14 protein-coding genes are annotated in these 14,565 nt (G+C 59.1%); 8 read left to right on the top strand and 6 right to left on the bottom strand.

Going from position 1 to position 14,565, the window contains the following annotated elements:
* Positions 1–26 precede the first annotated feature (26 nt).
* Positions 27–815 carry an SDR family oxidoreductase gene (locus AC1DWM_RS00520; protein WP_223520926.1) on the top strand — a complete coding sequence of 263 codons (789 nt, stop codon included), beginning with the start codon at positions 27–29 and terminating at the stop codon, positions 813–815.
* A 147-nt stretch (positions 816–962) separates the two neighbouring features.
* Here AC1DWM_RS00520 and AC1DWM_RS00515 read toward each other — a convergent pair whose 3' ends face one another.
* Positions 963–1,373: a VOC family protein gene (locus AC1DWM_RS00515; protein ID WP_223520928.1), complete on the bottom strand. Its 411-nt coding sequence runs from the start codon at positions 1,371–1,373 to the stop codon at positions 963–965.
* A gap of 118 nt (positions 1,374–1,491) precedes the next feature.
* Between AC1DWM_RS00515 and AC1DWM_RS00510 the strand changes: the two genes are divergently transcribed.
* The 3 genes from AC1DWM_RS00510 to AC1DWM_RS00500 are packed head-to-tail and all read left to right on the top strand — an operon-like array spanning position 1,492 to position 4,032.
* Entirely contained in the window at positions 1,492–2,574 is a 1,083-nt protein-coding gene (locus tag AC1DWM_RS00510; RefSeq protein WP_223520930.1) for a bifunctional transcriptional activator/DNA repair enzyme AdaA, read from the top strand.
* A 31-nt stretch (positions 2,575–2,605) separates the two neighbouring features.
* Positions 2,606–3,409, top strand: a complete 804-nt coding sequence (locus AC1DWM_RS00505; protein WP_223520932.1) for an isocitrate lyase/PEP mutase family protein — start codon at positions 2,606–2,608, stop codon at positions 3,407–3,409.
* Between the two features lie 5 nt (positions 3,410–3,414).
* Complete coding sequence (locus AC1DWM_RS00500) at positions 3,415–4,032, top strand: DNA-3-methyladenine glycosylase family protein (RefSeq protein WP_223520934.1); 618 nt, start codon at positions 3,415–3,417, stop codon at positions 4,030–4,032.
* Positions 4,033–4,157: 125 nt separating this feature from the next.
* Here the strand turns inward: AC1DWM_RS00500 and AC1DWM_RS00495 are convergent, their stop codons facing one another.
* From AC1DWM_RS00495 to AC1DWM_RS00485, 3 genes are all read right to left on the bottom strand, one after another.
* Positions 4,158–5,255: an extracellular solute-binding protein gene (locus AC1DWM_RS00495; RefSeq protein ID WP_477794411.1), complete on the bottom strand. Its 1,098-nt coding sequence runs from the start codon at positions 5,253–5,255 to the stop codon at positions 4,158–4,160.
* Between the two features lie 2 nt (positions 5,256–5,257).
* Positions 5,258–6,382, bottom strand: coding sequence for an agmatine deiminase (aguA, locus tag AC1DWM_RS00490; protein WP_477794410.1), 1,125 nt, complete (start codon positions 6,380–6,382; stop codon positions 5,258–5,260).
* 100 nt (positions 6,383–6,482) lie between these two features.
* Positions 6,483–7,367 carry a LysR substrate-binding domain-containing protein gene (locus tag AC1DWM_RS00485; protein WP_477794409.1) on the bottom strand — a complete coding sequence of 295 codons (885 nt, stop codon included), beginning with the start codon at positions 7,365–7,367 and terminating at the stop codon, positions 6,483–6,485.
* 434 nt (positions 7,368–7,801) lie between these two features.
* On the opposite strand from AC1DWM_RS00485, the gene AC1DWM_RS00480 reads away from it, so the two are divergent.
* On the top strand, positions 7,802–8,290 hold the full coding sequence (locus AC1DWM_RS00480) for a GFA family protein (protein ID WP_223521803.1): 489 nt from the start codon (positions 7,802–7,804) through the stop codon (positions 8,288–8,290).
* A gap of 13 nt (positions 8,291–8,303) precedes the next feature.
* Here AC1DWM_RS00480 and AC1DWM_RS00475 read toward each other — a convergent pair whose 3' ends face one another.
* Positions 8,304–8,912, bottom strand: a complete 609-nt coding sequence (locus tag AC1DWM_RS00475) for a MiaE family protein (protein WP_046032069.1) — start codon at positions 8,910–8,912, stop codon at positions 8,304–8,306.
* Positions 8,913–9,076: 164 nt separating this feature from the next.
* Here AC1DWM_RS00475 and AC1DWM_RS00470 point away from each other — a divergent pair, with 164 nt between their 5' ends.
* A complete protein-coding gene (locus tag AC1DWM_RS00470) occupies positions 9,077–9,937 on the top strand; it encodes a universal stress protein (RefSeq protein ID WP_223521800.1) in 861 nt (286 codons plus the stop codon).
* Positions 9,938–10,056: 119 nt separating this feature from the next.
* Here the strand turns inward: AC1DWM_RS00470 and AC1DWM_RS00465 are convergent, their stop codons facing one another.
* Positions 10,057–10,527 carry a DUF1289 domain-containing protein gene (locus tag AC1DWM_RS00465; RefSeq protein WP_027923350.1) on the bottom strand — a complete coding sequence of 157 codons (471 nt, stop codon included), beginning with the start codon at positions 10,525–10,527 and terminating at the stop codon, positions 10,057–10,059.
* Positions 10,528–10,933: 406 nt separating this feature from the next.
* Between AC1DWM_RS00465 and acnB the strand changes: the two genes are divergently transcribed.
* Together acnB and AC1DWM_RS00455 are read left to right on the top strand one after the other, a co-directional pair.
* Positions 10,934–13,534, top strand: coding sequence for a bifunctional aconitate hydratase 2/2-methylisocitrate dehydratase (acnB, locus tag AC1DWM_RS00460; RefSeq protein WP_477794464.1), 2,601 nt, complete (start codon positions 10,934–10,936; stop codon positions 13,532–13,534).
* A 304-nt stretch (positions 13,535–13,838) separates the two neighbouring features.
* On the top strand, positions 13,839–14,066 hold the full coding sequence (locus AC1DWM_RS00455; protein WP_477794408.1) for a hypothetical protein: 228 nt from the start codon (positions 13,839–13,841) through the stop codon (positions 14,064–14,066).
* Positions 14,067–14,565: the final 499 nt, after the last annotated feature.

Raw genomic sequence — 14,565 nt, 5'->3', positions numbered from 1 at the left:
AGCTTACTTCTTTCAGGAAAACCCGCATGAATCTAGGAATAGCAGGACGCTGGGCGCTGGTATGCGCCGCCAGCAAAGGTCTGGGCAAAGCCTGCGCACAGGCACTGGTCCACGAAGGCGTGAACGTGGTGATCACTGCACGGGGCGAACAGACGCTGAATGAAACAGCCCGTCAACTCAGAGCGATAAATCCTGAAGTGACTGTCATCGCCGTAGCCGGAGACATTTCGACGCCTGAGGGTCGGGCGGCAGCGCTCATGGCCCATGAGCATTTCGATATATTGATCAACAACGCTGGAGGCCCTCCTCCCGGGGATTTCCGCGAATGGAACCGCGACGCCTGGCTCAAGGCGCTGGATGCCAACATGCTCACCCCGATCGAGTTGATCAAGGCAACGGTAGACGGTATGGCGGCGCGTGGATTTGGCCGAATCATCAACATCACGTCGAGTGCCGTGAAGTCCCCTATCGAAAGCCTGGGTCTGTCCAATGGCGCGCGCAGTGGTCTGACGGGGTTCATCGCCGGGCTTGCCCGGCAAGAAAACATTGCCAGTCGTAATGTGACGATCAACAACCTGCAACCGGGCTCCTTCGATACCGATCGACTGCGTGACAACCTGGTCGCGGCCGCCCAAGAGTCGGGGCAAGACAGTGAGGTATTCCTTGACGAATGCCGTCACGAAATTCCTGCCAAACGCTTCGGCTCACCCGAGGAGTTCGGTGCGCTGTGTGCCTTCGTTTGCAGCAGCCATGCGGGCTACCTGACCGGGCAGAATTTGTTGATTGATGGAGGGGCCGTTCGCTCCAGCCAATAATGACGGCAGGCACCATTGGAGCGTATGGCATGGATGTTTTCGCCATTCGCTCCGCACTTCTCAAGAACAGGCCCTCCAACAAACCCGACGATTTATCGAATTTTTACGCGAGCAACTTCAGGCTACCTAAGGCTGATCAGTAGTGTTTTACGTGGACGGCCCTTTGAGCTCGACCTGATTGCCATCCGGATCAAAGCAATAAAGCGACAAGCCATAGCCTTCGGCGCCGAAGCGTGTGGCCGCTTTCTCAGGCGCCAGACCGAACGACTGCAAGTGGCTGATGAGTGCCGCTTCGTCGAAGGGCTCGATGCGCAGGCAGACATGATCGAGATTACGCCCCTCTTGCCCGGCGGCGGCACCGCCCTTGCGCCCGAGTTCACCGTCCAGGCTGACGAGGTCGATCATGGAGGTCCCGGCACGCAGATGCACCAGCCCCAGATTGTCTTGGCGCTTGACCAGTTCAGCGCCGAACACCTGCGCGTAGAACGTGATGCTTCGCTCCAGGTCCTGGACGCGCAGCACGATGTGATCGATGTGTTGAATCGTAAACGGTTGCATGAAATCACTCCCTGTTTGGCTGCCTGATCAGTAACCCGATCACTGTAGTCCAGAGCCACAAAAATTCATTGTCGATTTTCCGGTGGAGACACCGCCCACAGGGTTTTATGCTCAGCCCATGAACATACAGACCGCTTTACTGCCGCCCCATGCTGAAATGGTTCGCGCCATGCTCGAACGCGACACTGCCTACGAGGGGGTGTTCTTCACGGCCGTGAAAACCACCGGGATTTTTTGCCGTCCCGGCTGTACGGCGCGTTCGCCAAAACCAGAGAACGTCGAGTTCTTTGCGCACGCCGATGAATGCCTGGCAGCGGGTTATCGCGCGTGTCTGCGCTGCAAGCCGCTGGACGCTGCGGCCATCGCGCCCGACTGGGTACAGACGCTGCTGAAGTCGGTGAATGCCGATCCCGAGCAGCGCTGGACCGACACCCAGTTGCTGGCCGAGGGCATCGAGCCGTTGAAACTGCGGCGCTGGTTCAAGCAGCATTTGGGCATGACCTTTCACGCCTGGCTGCGCACGCGCCGTCTCGGCATGGCGCTGGGCGGGATCAAACAGGGCGATTCCATCGACAGCGCGGCATTCGACTCGGGATATGAATCCCTCAGCGGTTTCCGTGACGCCTTTCAAAAGTCGTTCCACATCACCCCGGGCCGAGCCGCGCAGAGTGAACCGTTGCTCTACACTCGACTGACCACACCACTGGGGCCGATGATCGCCATGGCCGAGCGCCGTGGACTGGTGCTGCTGGAATTCCTCGACCGTCCGGCGTTGACCCGTGAAGTCGAAGAACTGCAGAACCGATATGGCTACGCGGTCGCGCCAGGGCACAACGCGCATCTACAGCAGATCGAGGTGGAACTGGCGCAGTATTTCGCCGGCAAACTCACCGAGTTCACCGTCGCGCTGCACCTGCCTGGCAGTGAATTCGCCCGGCAGGTCTGGGGTGAATTGGCGAAGATCCCGTACGGCAAGACCAGCACCTACGGCAACATCGCCAGGCTGTTGGGCAAACCCGGTGCCAGTCGGGCGGTGGGCCTGGCCAACGGGCACAACCGACTGGCCATCGTGGTGCCTTGCCACCGGGTCATCGGTGCGGATGGCTCGCTGACCGGCTATGGTGGAGGACAACCGCGCAAGGCGTTTCTGCTCCGGCTGGAAAACGCAGCGATGCTGGTCACCCAACAACTGGCGTTCTGATTGCCTCAACCGTCATCAGGAAGGACATTCGATGGACACACAATTCCACCAACTGCACCACGAAGGCTTGTTGATCCTCACCAACGTCGCGGATGCCACCGGGGCCCGTATCGTCGAGCAACTGGGCTGCAAAGCCGTCGCCACCAGCAGCGCGGCGGTGGCCTGGGCTCATGGTTATGCGGACGGTAATGCCCTGCCCCTCGAACGACTGGTATCGACCGTCGAGTCCATCGTCCGCGTGATTTCGTTGCCGTTGACCGTGGACGTCGAGGCTGGCTATTCCGATGACCTGACGCGGGTTGCCCAAGTGATTGAGGCAGTGATTGCCGCCGGCGCGGTCGGGATCAATATCGAAGACGGTGCGTCTGCGCCCGAGTTGCTGGTGCGCAAGATCGAGGTGGCGCGCAAGGTTGCTGATCAGCGCAATGTGAAGCTGTTCATAAATGCCCGCACCGATGTGTACCTGCGAGGATTGGTGCCGGCCGAAGATCGCGTCGCCGAAACACTCAAGCGCGCCGCGCTGTATCAAGCGGCGGGTGCCGACGGGCTGTTTGCCGCGGGTGTCTCGGCGGAGTATGAAATCGCCGCGTTGTGCCAGGGCACGACGTTGCCGGTGAATGTGCTTGGGCTGCCGGGGTTGCCATCGCTTGAAGCATTGAAAGCACTGGGCGTGAGGCGTTTGAGTGCCGGTTCGGGCATCGCCGAGTTTTTGTATGGCGCCATGGCCGGGCTGGCCAAGAGCTTTCTGGAGACCGGCAAACTCGATAGCAGCCACCTCAAGGCTTTTACTTACGGTGAAGTTAACGCCTTGCTGAAATCAACCGGAAACACTTGATCGCCATGCCCGATCCCTATCTGCCGGCGACCCGGTTTTTAGCGTCCCTCGACGCAGACTGGGCGCGCCACATCGCGGCCATCGGTCCGTGCCTGCACCAGCCCCATGCGGCTCGCGATCCGTATGAGTCGCTGGTGCGGGCGATTGCCTATCAGCAACTGCACGCCAAGGCCGGGGATGCGATTGTCGGGCGGTTGCTGGCCCTGTTTCCGTCGGTGGCATTCCCACGGCCGGAACAGATACTGGCGACCGGGTTTGATCAGATGCGTAGTTGCGGGTTTTCGGCGGGCAAGATCGCGACCATTCAGGGGATTGCCCAAGCAACGCTAGACGGCGTGGTGCCGGAATATGCGACGGCGTTGGCGATGGAGGATGAGGCGTTGATCGAGCGCTTGATCACCTTGCGCGGGGTCGGCCGCTGGACGGTTGAGATGCTGCTGATTTACAGCCTCGAACGGCCGGATATTCTGCCGGCCGATGATTTTGGCGTGCGTGAAGGGTATCGCCGGCTGAAGGGGTTGGAGGTGCAGCCGACGCGTAAGCAAATGGTAGAGATCGGGGTGGCGTGGAGCCCGTATCGGACGGTGGCGGCGTGGTATTTGTGGCGGGTGCCTACCAGATAGACCGCGTTATCGTTCATCGCGAGCAGGCTCACTCCTACACTGGATCTCCAGTGTCCACAAATCCCCTGTAGGAGTGAGCCTGCTCGCGATGGCGGAATCACATTCACCACATTACTCAAGGCCAATCACAACCCCGACTTCAACCGACTAAACGCCCGAATCAACGCCCGGTTAAACACCTTCCCATTGTCGTTCTTGCTATACAGCGATGCCCTCACCTGCGCCGAAGGATACGTCCCCGGGTCATTGCGAATCGCCGGATCAATCAAGCCATCCGCCGCTGTAATGGCGTTGGCGTAGTGAATGGTGTCAGTGATCGGCGCGATCACTTCAGGCGTCATCAGATAATCCATCAACGCCAGCCCCGCCTCGGGGTGTGGCGCGTCCTTGGGAATGACCATGGCGTCAAACCAGATCAAGGTGCCTTCCTTGGGTATCCGGTAGTTCAACGTGAACGGTTTCTTCGCCGCCTCGGCCTGCCCCGCGGCGATCGCCACGTTGCCGTTCCACGACATCGCCACGCAGGTGTTGCCGTTGGCCAGGTCGCTTATGTTCAAGTCATTGTCGAAGTAGCGGATATACGGGCGGATCTTCGCCAATTGCTGCTCGGCCAGCTTCAGGTCATCGAGGTTCTGGCGGTTGATGTCCAGGCCCATGTACTTCATGACCGCCGCAAACACCTCGTTGGGATCGTTGAGCAGGCTGACTCCGCAACCGGCAAATTTCGACACCACGGCGGGATCGAACAGCATCGCCCAACTGTCCTGGGGTGCGTCGGGTAAGCGCTGTTGTACCGCCTCTTCCTGATAGCCGACGCCGGTGGTGCCCCAGGCATAGATGCCGGCGTAGCGATTGCCCGGATCGAACACCGCCATGTGCTGACGAAACTCCTCGCCGACGCCTTGAAAATGCGGCGTATGCTTGCGGTCCAGCGTCTGGATCGCGCCGCTCTGGATCGCCCGGGACAAATGCTGTCCCGCCGTCAGCACCAGGTCATAACCGCTGCGACCCGTCAGCAATTTGGTCTCGACGGTTTCCAGTGAATCAAAGTGATCGGCGACCACATGGATGCCGGTTTTCTTCTCGAAATTGGTCAGCGTATCCGGCGCCAGGTACTCGCCCCAGATGTACAGGTTGACCACCGGTTTGGCGGTGTCGGCGGCCTGCACACACAGGGGTGCAAGCACCAGCAATAACGCTTGAGTCAGTTTGTGCAGGCCCATATTCAAACTCCCTTTTTGTTGCTGGCAGGCGCCGCGTATTGCGGCATGGTGATGCAAGCAACGTTGCCACCACCAAGGAGGATCTCCCGGGAGTTTTCAATGCCGACGATTTTGTGCTGCGGGAACAGCTCGGCGAGGGTCGCCATGGCGGCCTGATCGTTGCGGTCACCGAACAACGGCACCACGATCGATGTATTGCCGGCGTAGTAGTTGATGTACGACGCGCAGATTTGCGTCCCGGCCTGACGCGTGTGCGTGCTGTCTTGCTGATCCAGGCCTTCGGCTTCTTCGGCGGTCCACTCCAGCACGTCCGGTTGCGGCAGTTTGTGCACGATCAGCTCGCGGCCACGGCTGTCGCGGGTGCTGCGCAGGATGTCGTAGGCCTCCTGATAGATTTCCCACTGCGGGTCATCGCGGTTGTCGGTCCATTGCAGCACCACTTCGCCGGGACGCACGAAACAGGCGAGGTCATCGACGTGACCGTCGGTTTCGTCGAATTTGCAGCCCCGAGGTAGCCAGATGATTTGCTCGGCGCCGAGGTAATCGGTCAGGCGTCGCGTGACTTCATCCTTGCCCAAATGCTGGTTGCGATTGCGGTTGAGCAGGCATTGCTCAGTGGTGAGGATGCTGCCTTCACCGTCACTCTGGATCCCGCCCAGCTCGGCGATCAGCGGCGCACGGTAACGGTCGAAACGTTCGATTTCGAGAACCTTGCTGGCGATCTGATCGTCGTTGTCCCACGGGTAGTACAAACCACCGTCGAGACCGCCGTAAGCGTTGAATTCGAAGTCGACACCGCGCACTTCACCGCTGTTGTCATTCACCACGAAGCACGGGCCGCTGTCGCGGAACCAGGTGTCGTTGCAGGTCATTTCCACCACACGTACTTGCGGCGGCAACTGGCGGCGGGCCGTGGCGAACTGCGTGGCAGAGGCGCAAACGGTGACCGGTTCGCTGTGCGAGATCGCGGTGACAATTTGCACCCAGACTTTCTGCGCCGGCTTGGCGCCATTGCGCCACACGTCGGTTCGCTCCGGCCAGCCGAGCCAGCAACCGGACTTGGTTTCGAATTCGCCGGGCAAACGGAAACCGTCTTGTTTAGGGGTTGAATCGAGCAAACGTGCCATGGTCAAACCTCATCAGCGGGGATTGGAATGACCACAGGCTAAGGTTGCTGGCGCCTTGCTCGCCAACGACGATTATTTCGGAACAGTTGAATTCAACTCATCAATCGATCAGTTGATCGTTGAACCATTCCAGCATCTGCGCCACCGCCGGACGCTCCAGCCGCACTCGTTCGCACACCAGCGCGTATTGCCCGAGGGCGGTCATGCTGGAGGTGAACGGCCGGACCAGACGACCGCTGAGCAAATCTTCCTGTGCTGTCAGGTTATCGCCCATCGCCACGCCCTGCCCTTGGGCTGCCGCTTCCAGTGCGAGGCCGGCATGTGCGAAATACAACTGTCGCTCGGGGCGCTGGTCACCGGCATGGCTGGTCAGCCAGGCAGTCCAGGTCTTGCCGTCCTGGTCATCGTGCAGCAGGCAATGGCGTGCCAGATCCCTGGGCGCTTTGAGTGTGCCCTGATTGAACAGGCCGGGGCTGCACACCGGAAAGAACTGCAATGCCGGCAATGGCCTGACAAAGTACGCACTACTGTCCACCGGACCGGTGCCGTAGGTGATCGCCAAGTCGATGTCTTCCCCCGGCGCCGTTGCATCGATCGGTTGTTCGTACAGGTGCAAGGTGATGTGCGGATAGCGCGCGTAGAAATCCGTGAGGCGGCTCATCAACCACTTTTGGGCCAGTTCGGCGGTAACAGCCAGACGCAACACCGCCAGCGATGACGGATCGCGCAGCTCATCGCAGGCATCGCCGATCAGTTCAAAAGCCTGCTGCAAACTTTGCATCAGCCGCCCGGCAGCCATGGTCGGGCGAATCTGCCGGCCTTCGCGGATGAACAGCGAAACGCCCAAGTGTTCTTCGAGTTGGCGGATTTGGTGGCTGACAGCGCTGTCGGTGACACACAACTCAGTGGCAGCCCGGCCGAAGTGCGCGTGGCGGGCGGCGCATTCGAAGGTTCGCAGTGCTGCCAGTGAAGGTAGTCGTCGCATGAGTCAGCCCCGGTGGTGAAGGCGCTCATGCTGCCTTGGCCATTAGCGGGCGTCCAGCAAGACCGCGTAATCGTTCATCGCGAGCGAGCTCGGCTCCTACAGTTGATCTTCAGTGTTCACAAAACCAATGTAGGAGCCGGGCTTGCCCTAATGCCGATCAGTTAAGCCATAACGCGATCCGTAGCAGCTGGCGAAGCCTGCGTTCGGCTGCGCAGCAGTCGTAAAACCTGAGTTTGCGGTCTTCCTGAAACACTGCATCGTCTGATTTCGCGACTGTTGCGCAGCCGAACGCAGGCTTCGCCAGCTGCTACAAAAATTGCGTTGTCGCATAAATTGCTTAACTGATCGGCATTAGGGCTTGCCCGCGATGAGGCCCGCCTTACCACTGAAAGTCTAAGCTTTGCAGATAAGCCCAATACTCGTAGGAAGCGACCATGCATCTAGAAGGTTCCTGCCACTGCGGCGCCGTGTCATTCAGCCTGAACAGTGCCCACCCCTACCCTTATCAACGTTGCTACTGCTCGATCTGTCGCAAGACACAGGGCGGTGGCGGTTATGCGATCAATCTCGGCGGCGATGCCGGGAGCCTCAAGGTACGCGGCCGAAAGCACATCGCGATTTACCATGCACGGCTCAAGGATGAAGGCGATAAACGGGCGCACAGCAGCAGCGCCGAACGGCATTTCTGCTCCCTTTGTGGTACGGGACTGTGGCTGTTCAGCCCTGAATGGCCGGAGCTGATCCACCCGTTTGCGTCCGCCATCGACACCCCGTTGCCGGTGCCGCCAGAGCACACGCACTTGATGCTCGGCTCAAAAGCGCCGTGGGTGGAGGTCGAGGCGCATTCCGGCGATCAGCAGTTCGAGGTCTATCCCGAAGAGTCCATCGCTGATTGGCACGAACGCCTCGGCTTGAGCCGCTAAGGCGTTTTAAGCGTCAGGCCGCAGCGGGCACGCCACTGTGGAAACGGAACTCCACGTCCGGCGACTCGATCAGCTCCTGCTCTGCCGCACGGACCTTATCGATCACTTGGGCGATGTCCTTGGCGTCCCCGTACTGGTAAGCCAGTTTCAGGTAACCCTGGAAATGCCGCGCCTCGCTTTTCAGCAGCCCGAAGTAGAACTTGCCCAGTTCTTCATCCAGATGCGGCACCAGCGCCTCGAAACGCTCGCAACTGCGGGCCTCGATAAAAGCGCCCACCACCAACGTATCCACCAGTTTCACCGGTTCATGGCTGCGTACCACTTTGCGCAGGCCCGAGGCGTAGCGACCGGCGGACAATTGGCGCAGCTCGATCTTGCGCTTTTTCATCAGGCGCATGACTTGTTCATGGTGCACCAGTTCTTCCCGGGCCAGGCGCGACATCAGGTTGATCAGGTCGACATGGGAGTGGTACTTGGCAATCAGGCTCAGCGCCGTGCTGGCCGCTTTGAATTCGCAGTTCTTGTGGTCGATCAGCAAGGTTTCCTGATCGGCCAGTGCGGCCTGCACCCAGCCGTCAGGGGTACGGCAGCCGAGGAACTCGTGAATTTCGGGAAGGATCATGGGGCTCACGGATAAAGGGTTCAAAAACGAAGGGCGCCGATTATACCGGCCTGTCGGCAGACCACCAGTCGCCAACCGTTGATATGCATCAAGTACCTGGTTGGCGAGCAGCAACTATAGTTGTGCAACGCCGTGCTTTTTACCCCTTTATGGAGATCCCGATCATGCAAGCCATTCGCAGCATTCTGGTGGTCATAGAACCCGAACATTCGGAGAGCCTGGCGCTCAAACGGGCCAAATTGATTGCCGGAGTGACTCAGGCGCACTTGCACCTGCTGGTCGTTGACCGCAAACATGACCATAACGGTATGTTGGGCGTGCTCAAGGCAGCCTTGTTGGCGGACGGCTTTAGCGTCACCACCGAACAGGCCTGGAATGAAAGCCTGCACCAAACCATCATCGAAGTGCAGCAGGCTGAGGGCTGCGGGCTGGTGGTCAAACAGCATTACCCGGACAGCCAGCTGAAAAAGGCACTGCTGACCCCGGACGACTGGAAGCTGCTTCGCGAGTGCCCTACCCCGGTGCTGCTGGTAAAAACTGCCGGTTCCTGGAAAGACAAAGTGATCCTGGCGGCTGTCGATGTCGGCAATAGCGACCTTGAACACCGTCACCTGCACAACACCATCATTGATTACGGTTATGACATCGCCAGCCTGGCCAAGGCTCATTTGCACGTGATCAGTGCGCATCCATCGCCGATGCTGTCGTCGGCCGACCCGACCTTCCAGCTCAAGGAAACCATCGAAGCGCGCTATCGCGAGCAGTGCAAGGCGTTCCAGGCGGAATACGACATCGACGATGACCATTTGCATATCGAGGAAGGCCCGGCGGATGTGTTGATTCCGTTCATGGTGCACAAGCTACAGGCGGCAGTGACCGTGATCGGCACCGTGGCGCGGTCCGGGTTGTCGGGGGCTTTGATCGGCAATACGGCGGAAGTGGTGCTGGATGCGGTGGAGGGTGATGTGCTGGTGCTCAAGCCGCAGGAGATTGAGGATAAGCTTGGGGAATTGGCTCAGCATTGAAATCTATGGCGTCTGGTCGGACGCCATCGCGGGCAAGCCCGGCTCCCACAGGGTTTTGTGAGCACTGGAGATCCACTGTGGGAGCCGGGCTTGGTCCGGGCGGCGTTCCGACGATGCTTTTAGGCGCCAAAGGCGTCTTTCAGGAAGCCCGGTGCGATGTACCGTTGATAATGCGCCTCAGACAGCAAGAAAAATTCCCGATCAATGGCATCACGCAATTCCGGCAGGTTCCAGTCGCGAAATTCCGGCATCAGCACCATCCCGTAGGCTTCCAGGTTATTGATCACCCGCGCCCCACGGGCAATCAGCTGATACGCCCAGCAATACTCCGACTGATGCGGCACAAAACGAATCTTGCGTTGCTCCAGTTGCAAACGCAGACGCTGAGGGTCGAAAACCTCCAGTTTGCTGGCCATCACCTGGGACAGCAATTGCTCAAGACGCAGCCATACCGCGCGCTTTTCCTCCTCGTTGTAACCATTCCAGTTGATCACTTCATGGTGGAAACGCTTGCAGCCACGGCACACCAAATCACCGTAAACAGTGGAGCAAAGGCCGACGCAGGGGGTCTTGATGGTCTGATTGGGCATAGATAGGCAAAACACGGGGGAAACTGACAGGTCGGCATGTTAGCCCTTTGTCTAACATTCATCACCCCTCAAAATTCGGGGTCTAACTTACCTTTAATTTTTTTTTGCCGTAGAATCAGCCAGCCTTTTAAGGCGCCAATGTCCGTTAGAAGCTGTTTTCAAAGCGTCACGAGCACAGTCGTTCCTTCAGAGCGGTGTTGGCGAAGGGTTTTTCCAGCGGGGAAAAGCTCAGCGCCAACCCTCATCAGCTCCCGTTCTGCAGGCGTAAAACTTTGAAAGCAGCTTCTGTAAGGAATTGCCGGTAATTCTGGCTAAGTGGCTCACAACGCCATGCAGCGCATGAGTACGGCAATTCGGGATGAGCGTCCCGGACACCCATTTGGGACCACTGATGAGGGTAATAACTGTGCTTGAAGCCTACCGCAAACATATCGAAGAGCGTGCAGCACTGGGTATCGTTCCCCAGCCGCTTAACGCCGAACAAACTGCAGGCCTGATCGAGCTGCTGAAGAATCCCCCGGCTGGCGAAGAAGCTTTCCTCGTTGACCTGATCACCAATCGCGTTCCACCTGGAGTGGACGAAGCGGCCTATGTAAAGGCCGGTTTCCTCTCTGCCCTCGCCAAAGGCGAAGCCAAATCCCCTCTGATCGACAAGAAGCGCGCGGTTGAACTGCTCGGCACCATGCAGGGCGGCTACAACATTGTCACGTTGGTCAACCTGCTGGACGACGCCGAACTGGCCCCAGTGGCTGCCGAAGAACTCAAGCACACCCTGCTGATGTTCGACGCTTTCCACGACGTCGCTGAACGCGCCAAGAACGGTAACGTTCACGCCAAAGGCGTGCTGCAATCCTGGGCTGACGGCGAGTGGTTCAAAAACCGCCCTGTGCTGGCCGACAAGATCAGCCTGCGCGTGTTCAAGGTCACCGGCGAAACCAACACCGACGACCTGTCCCCTGCTCCGGACGCCTGGTCCCGCCCGGACATCCCGCTGCACGCCCTGGCCATGCTGAAAATGGCTCGCGACGGYATCGTGCCGGACGAACAAGGCGTCACCGGCCCGATGAAGCAGATCGAAGAAATGCGCGGCCAAGGCTTCCCSATCGCCTACGTCGGYGACGTGGTCGGTACCGGTTCGTCGCGTAAATCSGCCACCAACTCGGTGCTGTGGTTCTTCGGCGACGACGTGCCTTACGTACCGAACAAGCGCGCTGGCGGTTTCTGCTTCGGCAACAAGATCGCTCCAATCTTCTACAACACCATGGAAGATGCCGGCGCCCTGCCAATCGAATTCGATGTGTCCAACATGCACATGGGCGACGTGATCGACCTGTACCCGCATGCTGGCAAAGTCTGCAAGCACGGCACTGACGAAATCATCGCCACCTTCGAAATGAAGACCCCGGTGCTGTTGGACGAAGTCCGTGCTGGCGGTCGTATTCCGCTGATCATCGGCCGTGGCCTGACCGAGAAGGCGCGTGCCGAGCTGGGTCTGCCACCGTCGAACCTGTTCAAGAAGCCTGAAGCGCCGGCTGAAAGCACCAAGGGTTACACCTTGGCGCAGAAGATGGTCGGCAAGGCGTGCGGTGTGACGGGCGTTCGTCCGGGCACCTACTGCGAACCGAAGATGACCACCGTCGGTTCTCAGGACACCACCGGTCCGATGACCCGTGACGAACTGAAAGACCTGGCGTGCCTGGGCTTCTCGACCGATCTGGTGATGCAGTCCTTCTGCCACACCGCGGCTTACCCCAAGCCTGTGGATGTGACGACCCACCACACCCTGCCGGACTTCATGCGCAACCGAGGCGGTGTTTCGCTCAAGCCGGGTGACGGCATCATCCACAGCTGGCTGAACCGCATGCTGCTGCCGGACACCGTCGGTACCGGTGGTGACTCGCACACCCGTTTCCCGATCGGTATTTCGTTCCCGGCGGGCTCCGGATTGATTGCGTTCGCCGCTGCCACCGGCGTTATGCCGCTGGACATGCCCGAGTCCGTCCTGGTGCGTTTCAAAGGCAAAATGCAACCGGGCATCACCCTGCGTGACCTGGTCCATTCGATCCCTTACTACGCCATCAAGGCCGGTCTGCTGACTGTGGAGAAGAAAGGCAAGATCAACGCCTTCTCCGGACGCATCCTGGAAATCGAAGGACTGGACAACCTGACCGTCGAGCAGGCTTTCGAGCTGTCCGACGCCTCGGCCGAGCGTTCGGCGGCTGGCTGCACCATCAAACTCCCGGAAAAGGCCATTGCCGAGTACCTGACCTCCAACATCACCCTGCTGCGCTGGATGATCGGCGAAGGCTACGGCGATGCGCGCACCCTGGAACGTCGTGCTCAAGCGATGGAAGCCTGGCTGGCCAACCCTGAGCTGCTGGTTGCCGATGCTGACGCCGAATACGCTGAAATCATCGAGATTGACCTGGCAGAAATCACCCAACCGATTCTCTGCGCACCGAACGACCCGGACGACGCTCGTCTGCTGTCGACCGCTGAAGGTCAGAAAATCGACGAGGTGTTCATCGGTTCGTGCATGACCAACATCGGTCACTTCCGCGCGGCCGGCAAGTTGCTGGAACAGGTCGACGGTCAGCTGCCAACCCGTCTGTGGCTGTCGCCGCCGACCAAGATGGACGCTCACCAACTGACCGAGGAAGGCTACTACGGCATCTACAACAAGGCCGGCGCGCGCATGGAAATGCCGGGCTGCTCGCTGTGCATGGGTAACCAGGCTCGCGTAGAACCAAACGCCACCGTGGTGTCGACGTCGACCCGTAACTTCCCGAACCGTCTGGGTGACGGCGCGAACGTCTACCTGGCCTCGGCCGAGCTGGCGTCCGTGGCTTCCATCCTGGGTCGCCTGCCGACCGTCGAGGAGTACATGGAATACGCTGGCAAGATCGACAGCATGGCGGCCGATGTCTACCGCTACCTGTCCTTCGACCAGATCGCCGAGTTCCGTGAAGCGGCTGCGAACGCCAACATTCCGGTCGTTCAAGCCTAACGCTACAACGCCATAGAAAACGCCGCCCATCGTCAGATGCGCGGCGTTTTTTTAATGCCCTCACACAAATCCCCTGTGGGAGCGAGCCGGCTCCGGGCGGCGTTCCGACGAATGCGGTGCGTCAGTCGGCTTCATTGTTGATTGACCCACCGCTATCGCGAGCGGGCTCGCTCCCACAAGTGCTGCCGCTCGTCAGCGAAACAGCACCTTTACCTCATCCTGAATTTCTAACGTTTTGTAACCTTCGCAGGAAGGCTCAGAAGAAGAAAAAGCCAAGTGAATGCAGTCAACAGAGGTAAACGACATGCACAACGATGACGATGTCAAAGACACCCAAGCAACATCAAATGGCCCAACCACTGATGTAACAGATAAACCCGTTAACGTGGTCGATCGCGATCTTCAGGACCGTGATGCAGAGGCCGTTGATGAAACCCTCACGCCTTCTTCCACCCACGCCAAGGAACAGGCCATAGAGAAGTTCAAAGAAAAAATAGCGGAGATAGAACGCCACGTGGCGGATGGCAACTAGATTCCCTGCTCTGCGGTGCCTAACCCTTGGCGCCTGTGGCCGGACCGACAGTATCCTTGGCGCCACAGCACAGCAAAATGTCAGACACGCGCATCATTGGCAGTGGGTCGGAGGGTCTGCGCTCTTGAAACCATTTTCGGCTGCGCCTGACATCAAGTTGCAGGTTCAATAACATCATCAGGCTCAGAAGCTCCTGGGAAATACGGCCATTGCCGCATTCAGGGCAATGGAATTCCTGCCACGCGCCCGCGCAGATTGTTCGTGCAGAAACGTTTTCACAGATTACACACGACATGGCCAGACTCCACCCAATGAAAAATTGAGAGCTAAATTAGTGGCTGAAGTAGACTCGGGGCGATCCATGCAGCCGCCAGCACTTGAGCCCTTCGTACTCGTCGGCAATCGGCACGACAAGTGCCGAAAGAATGCCGATTCGCCCTTCGGCGCTGCTGGTGGTCGGTGTTGCGCTGTTGGTTAGCGGTTCGCTTCTCGTGCTCAA

The sequence above is a fragment of the Pseudomonas sp. P4_C8 genome (assembly GCF_056401975.1).
The sequence above is the reverse complement of the archived record's forward strand: the minus strand, read 5'-3'. Positions and strand labels throughout refer to the sequence as shown.

What these genes read in the sequence shown, in the direction of transcription:
- AC1DWM_RS00520 (WP_223520926.1), top strand. Translation starts at nt 27, where the DNA reads ATGAATCTAGGAATAGCAGGACGCTGGGCGCTGGTATGCGCCGCCAGC.
- AC1DWM_RS00515 (WP_223520928.1), bottom strand. Translation starts at nt 1,373, where the DNA reads ATGCAACCGTTTACGATTCAACACATCGATCACATCGTGCTGCGCGTC.
- AC1DWM_RS00510 (WP_223520930.1), top strand. Translation starts at nt 1,492, where the DNA reads ATGAACATACAGACCGCTTTACTGCCGCCCCATGCTGAAATGGTTCGC.
- AC1DWM_RS00505 (WP_223520932.1), top strand. Translation starts at nt 2,606, where the DNA reads ATGGACACACAATTCCACCAACTGCACCACGAAGGCTTGTTGATCCTC.
- AC1DWM_RS00500 (WP_223520934.1), top strand. Translation starts at nt 3,415, where the DNA reads ATGCCCGATCCCTATCTGCCGGCGACCCGGTTTTTAGCGTCCCTCGAC.
- AC1DWM_RS00495 (WP_477794411.1), bottom strand. Translation starts at nt 5,255, where the DNA reads ATGGGCCTGCACAAACTGACTCAAGCGTTATTGCTGGTGCTTGCACCC.
- aguA (WP_477794410.1), bottom strand. Translation starts at nt 6,382, where the DNA reads ATGGCACGTTTGCTCGATTCAACCCCTAAACAAGACGGTTTCCGTTTG.
- AC1DWM_RS00485 (WP_477794409.1), bottom strand. Translation starts at nt 7,367, where the DNA reads ATGCGACGACTACCTTCACTGGCAGCACTGCGAACCTTCGAATGCGCC.
- AC1DWM_RS00480 (WP_223521803.1), top strand. Translation starts at nt 7,802, where the DNA reads ATGCATCTAGAAGGTTCCTGCCACTGCGGCGCCGTGTCATTCAGCCTG.
- AC1DWM_RS00475 (WP_046032069.1), bottom strand. Translation starts at nt 8,912, where the DNA reads ATGATCCTTCCCGAAATTCACGAGTTCCTCGGCTGCCGTACCCCTGAC.
- AC1DWM_RS00470 (WP_223521800.1), top strand. Translation starts at nt 9,077, where the DNA reads ATGCAAGCCATTCGCAGCATTCTGGTGGTCATAGAACCCGAACATTCG.
- AC1DWM_RS00465 (WP_027923350.1), bottom strand. Translation starts at nt 10,527, where the DNA reads ATGCCCAATCAGACCATCAAGACCCCCTGCGTCGGCCTTTGCTCCACT.
- AC1DWM_RS00455 (WP_477794408.1), top strand. Translation starts at nt 13,839, where the DNA reads ATGCACAACGATGACGATGTCAAAGACACCCAAGCAACATCAAATGGC.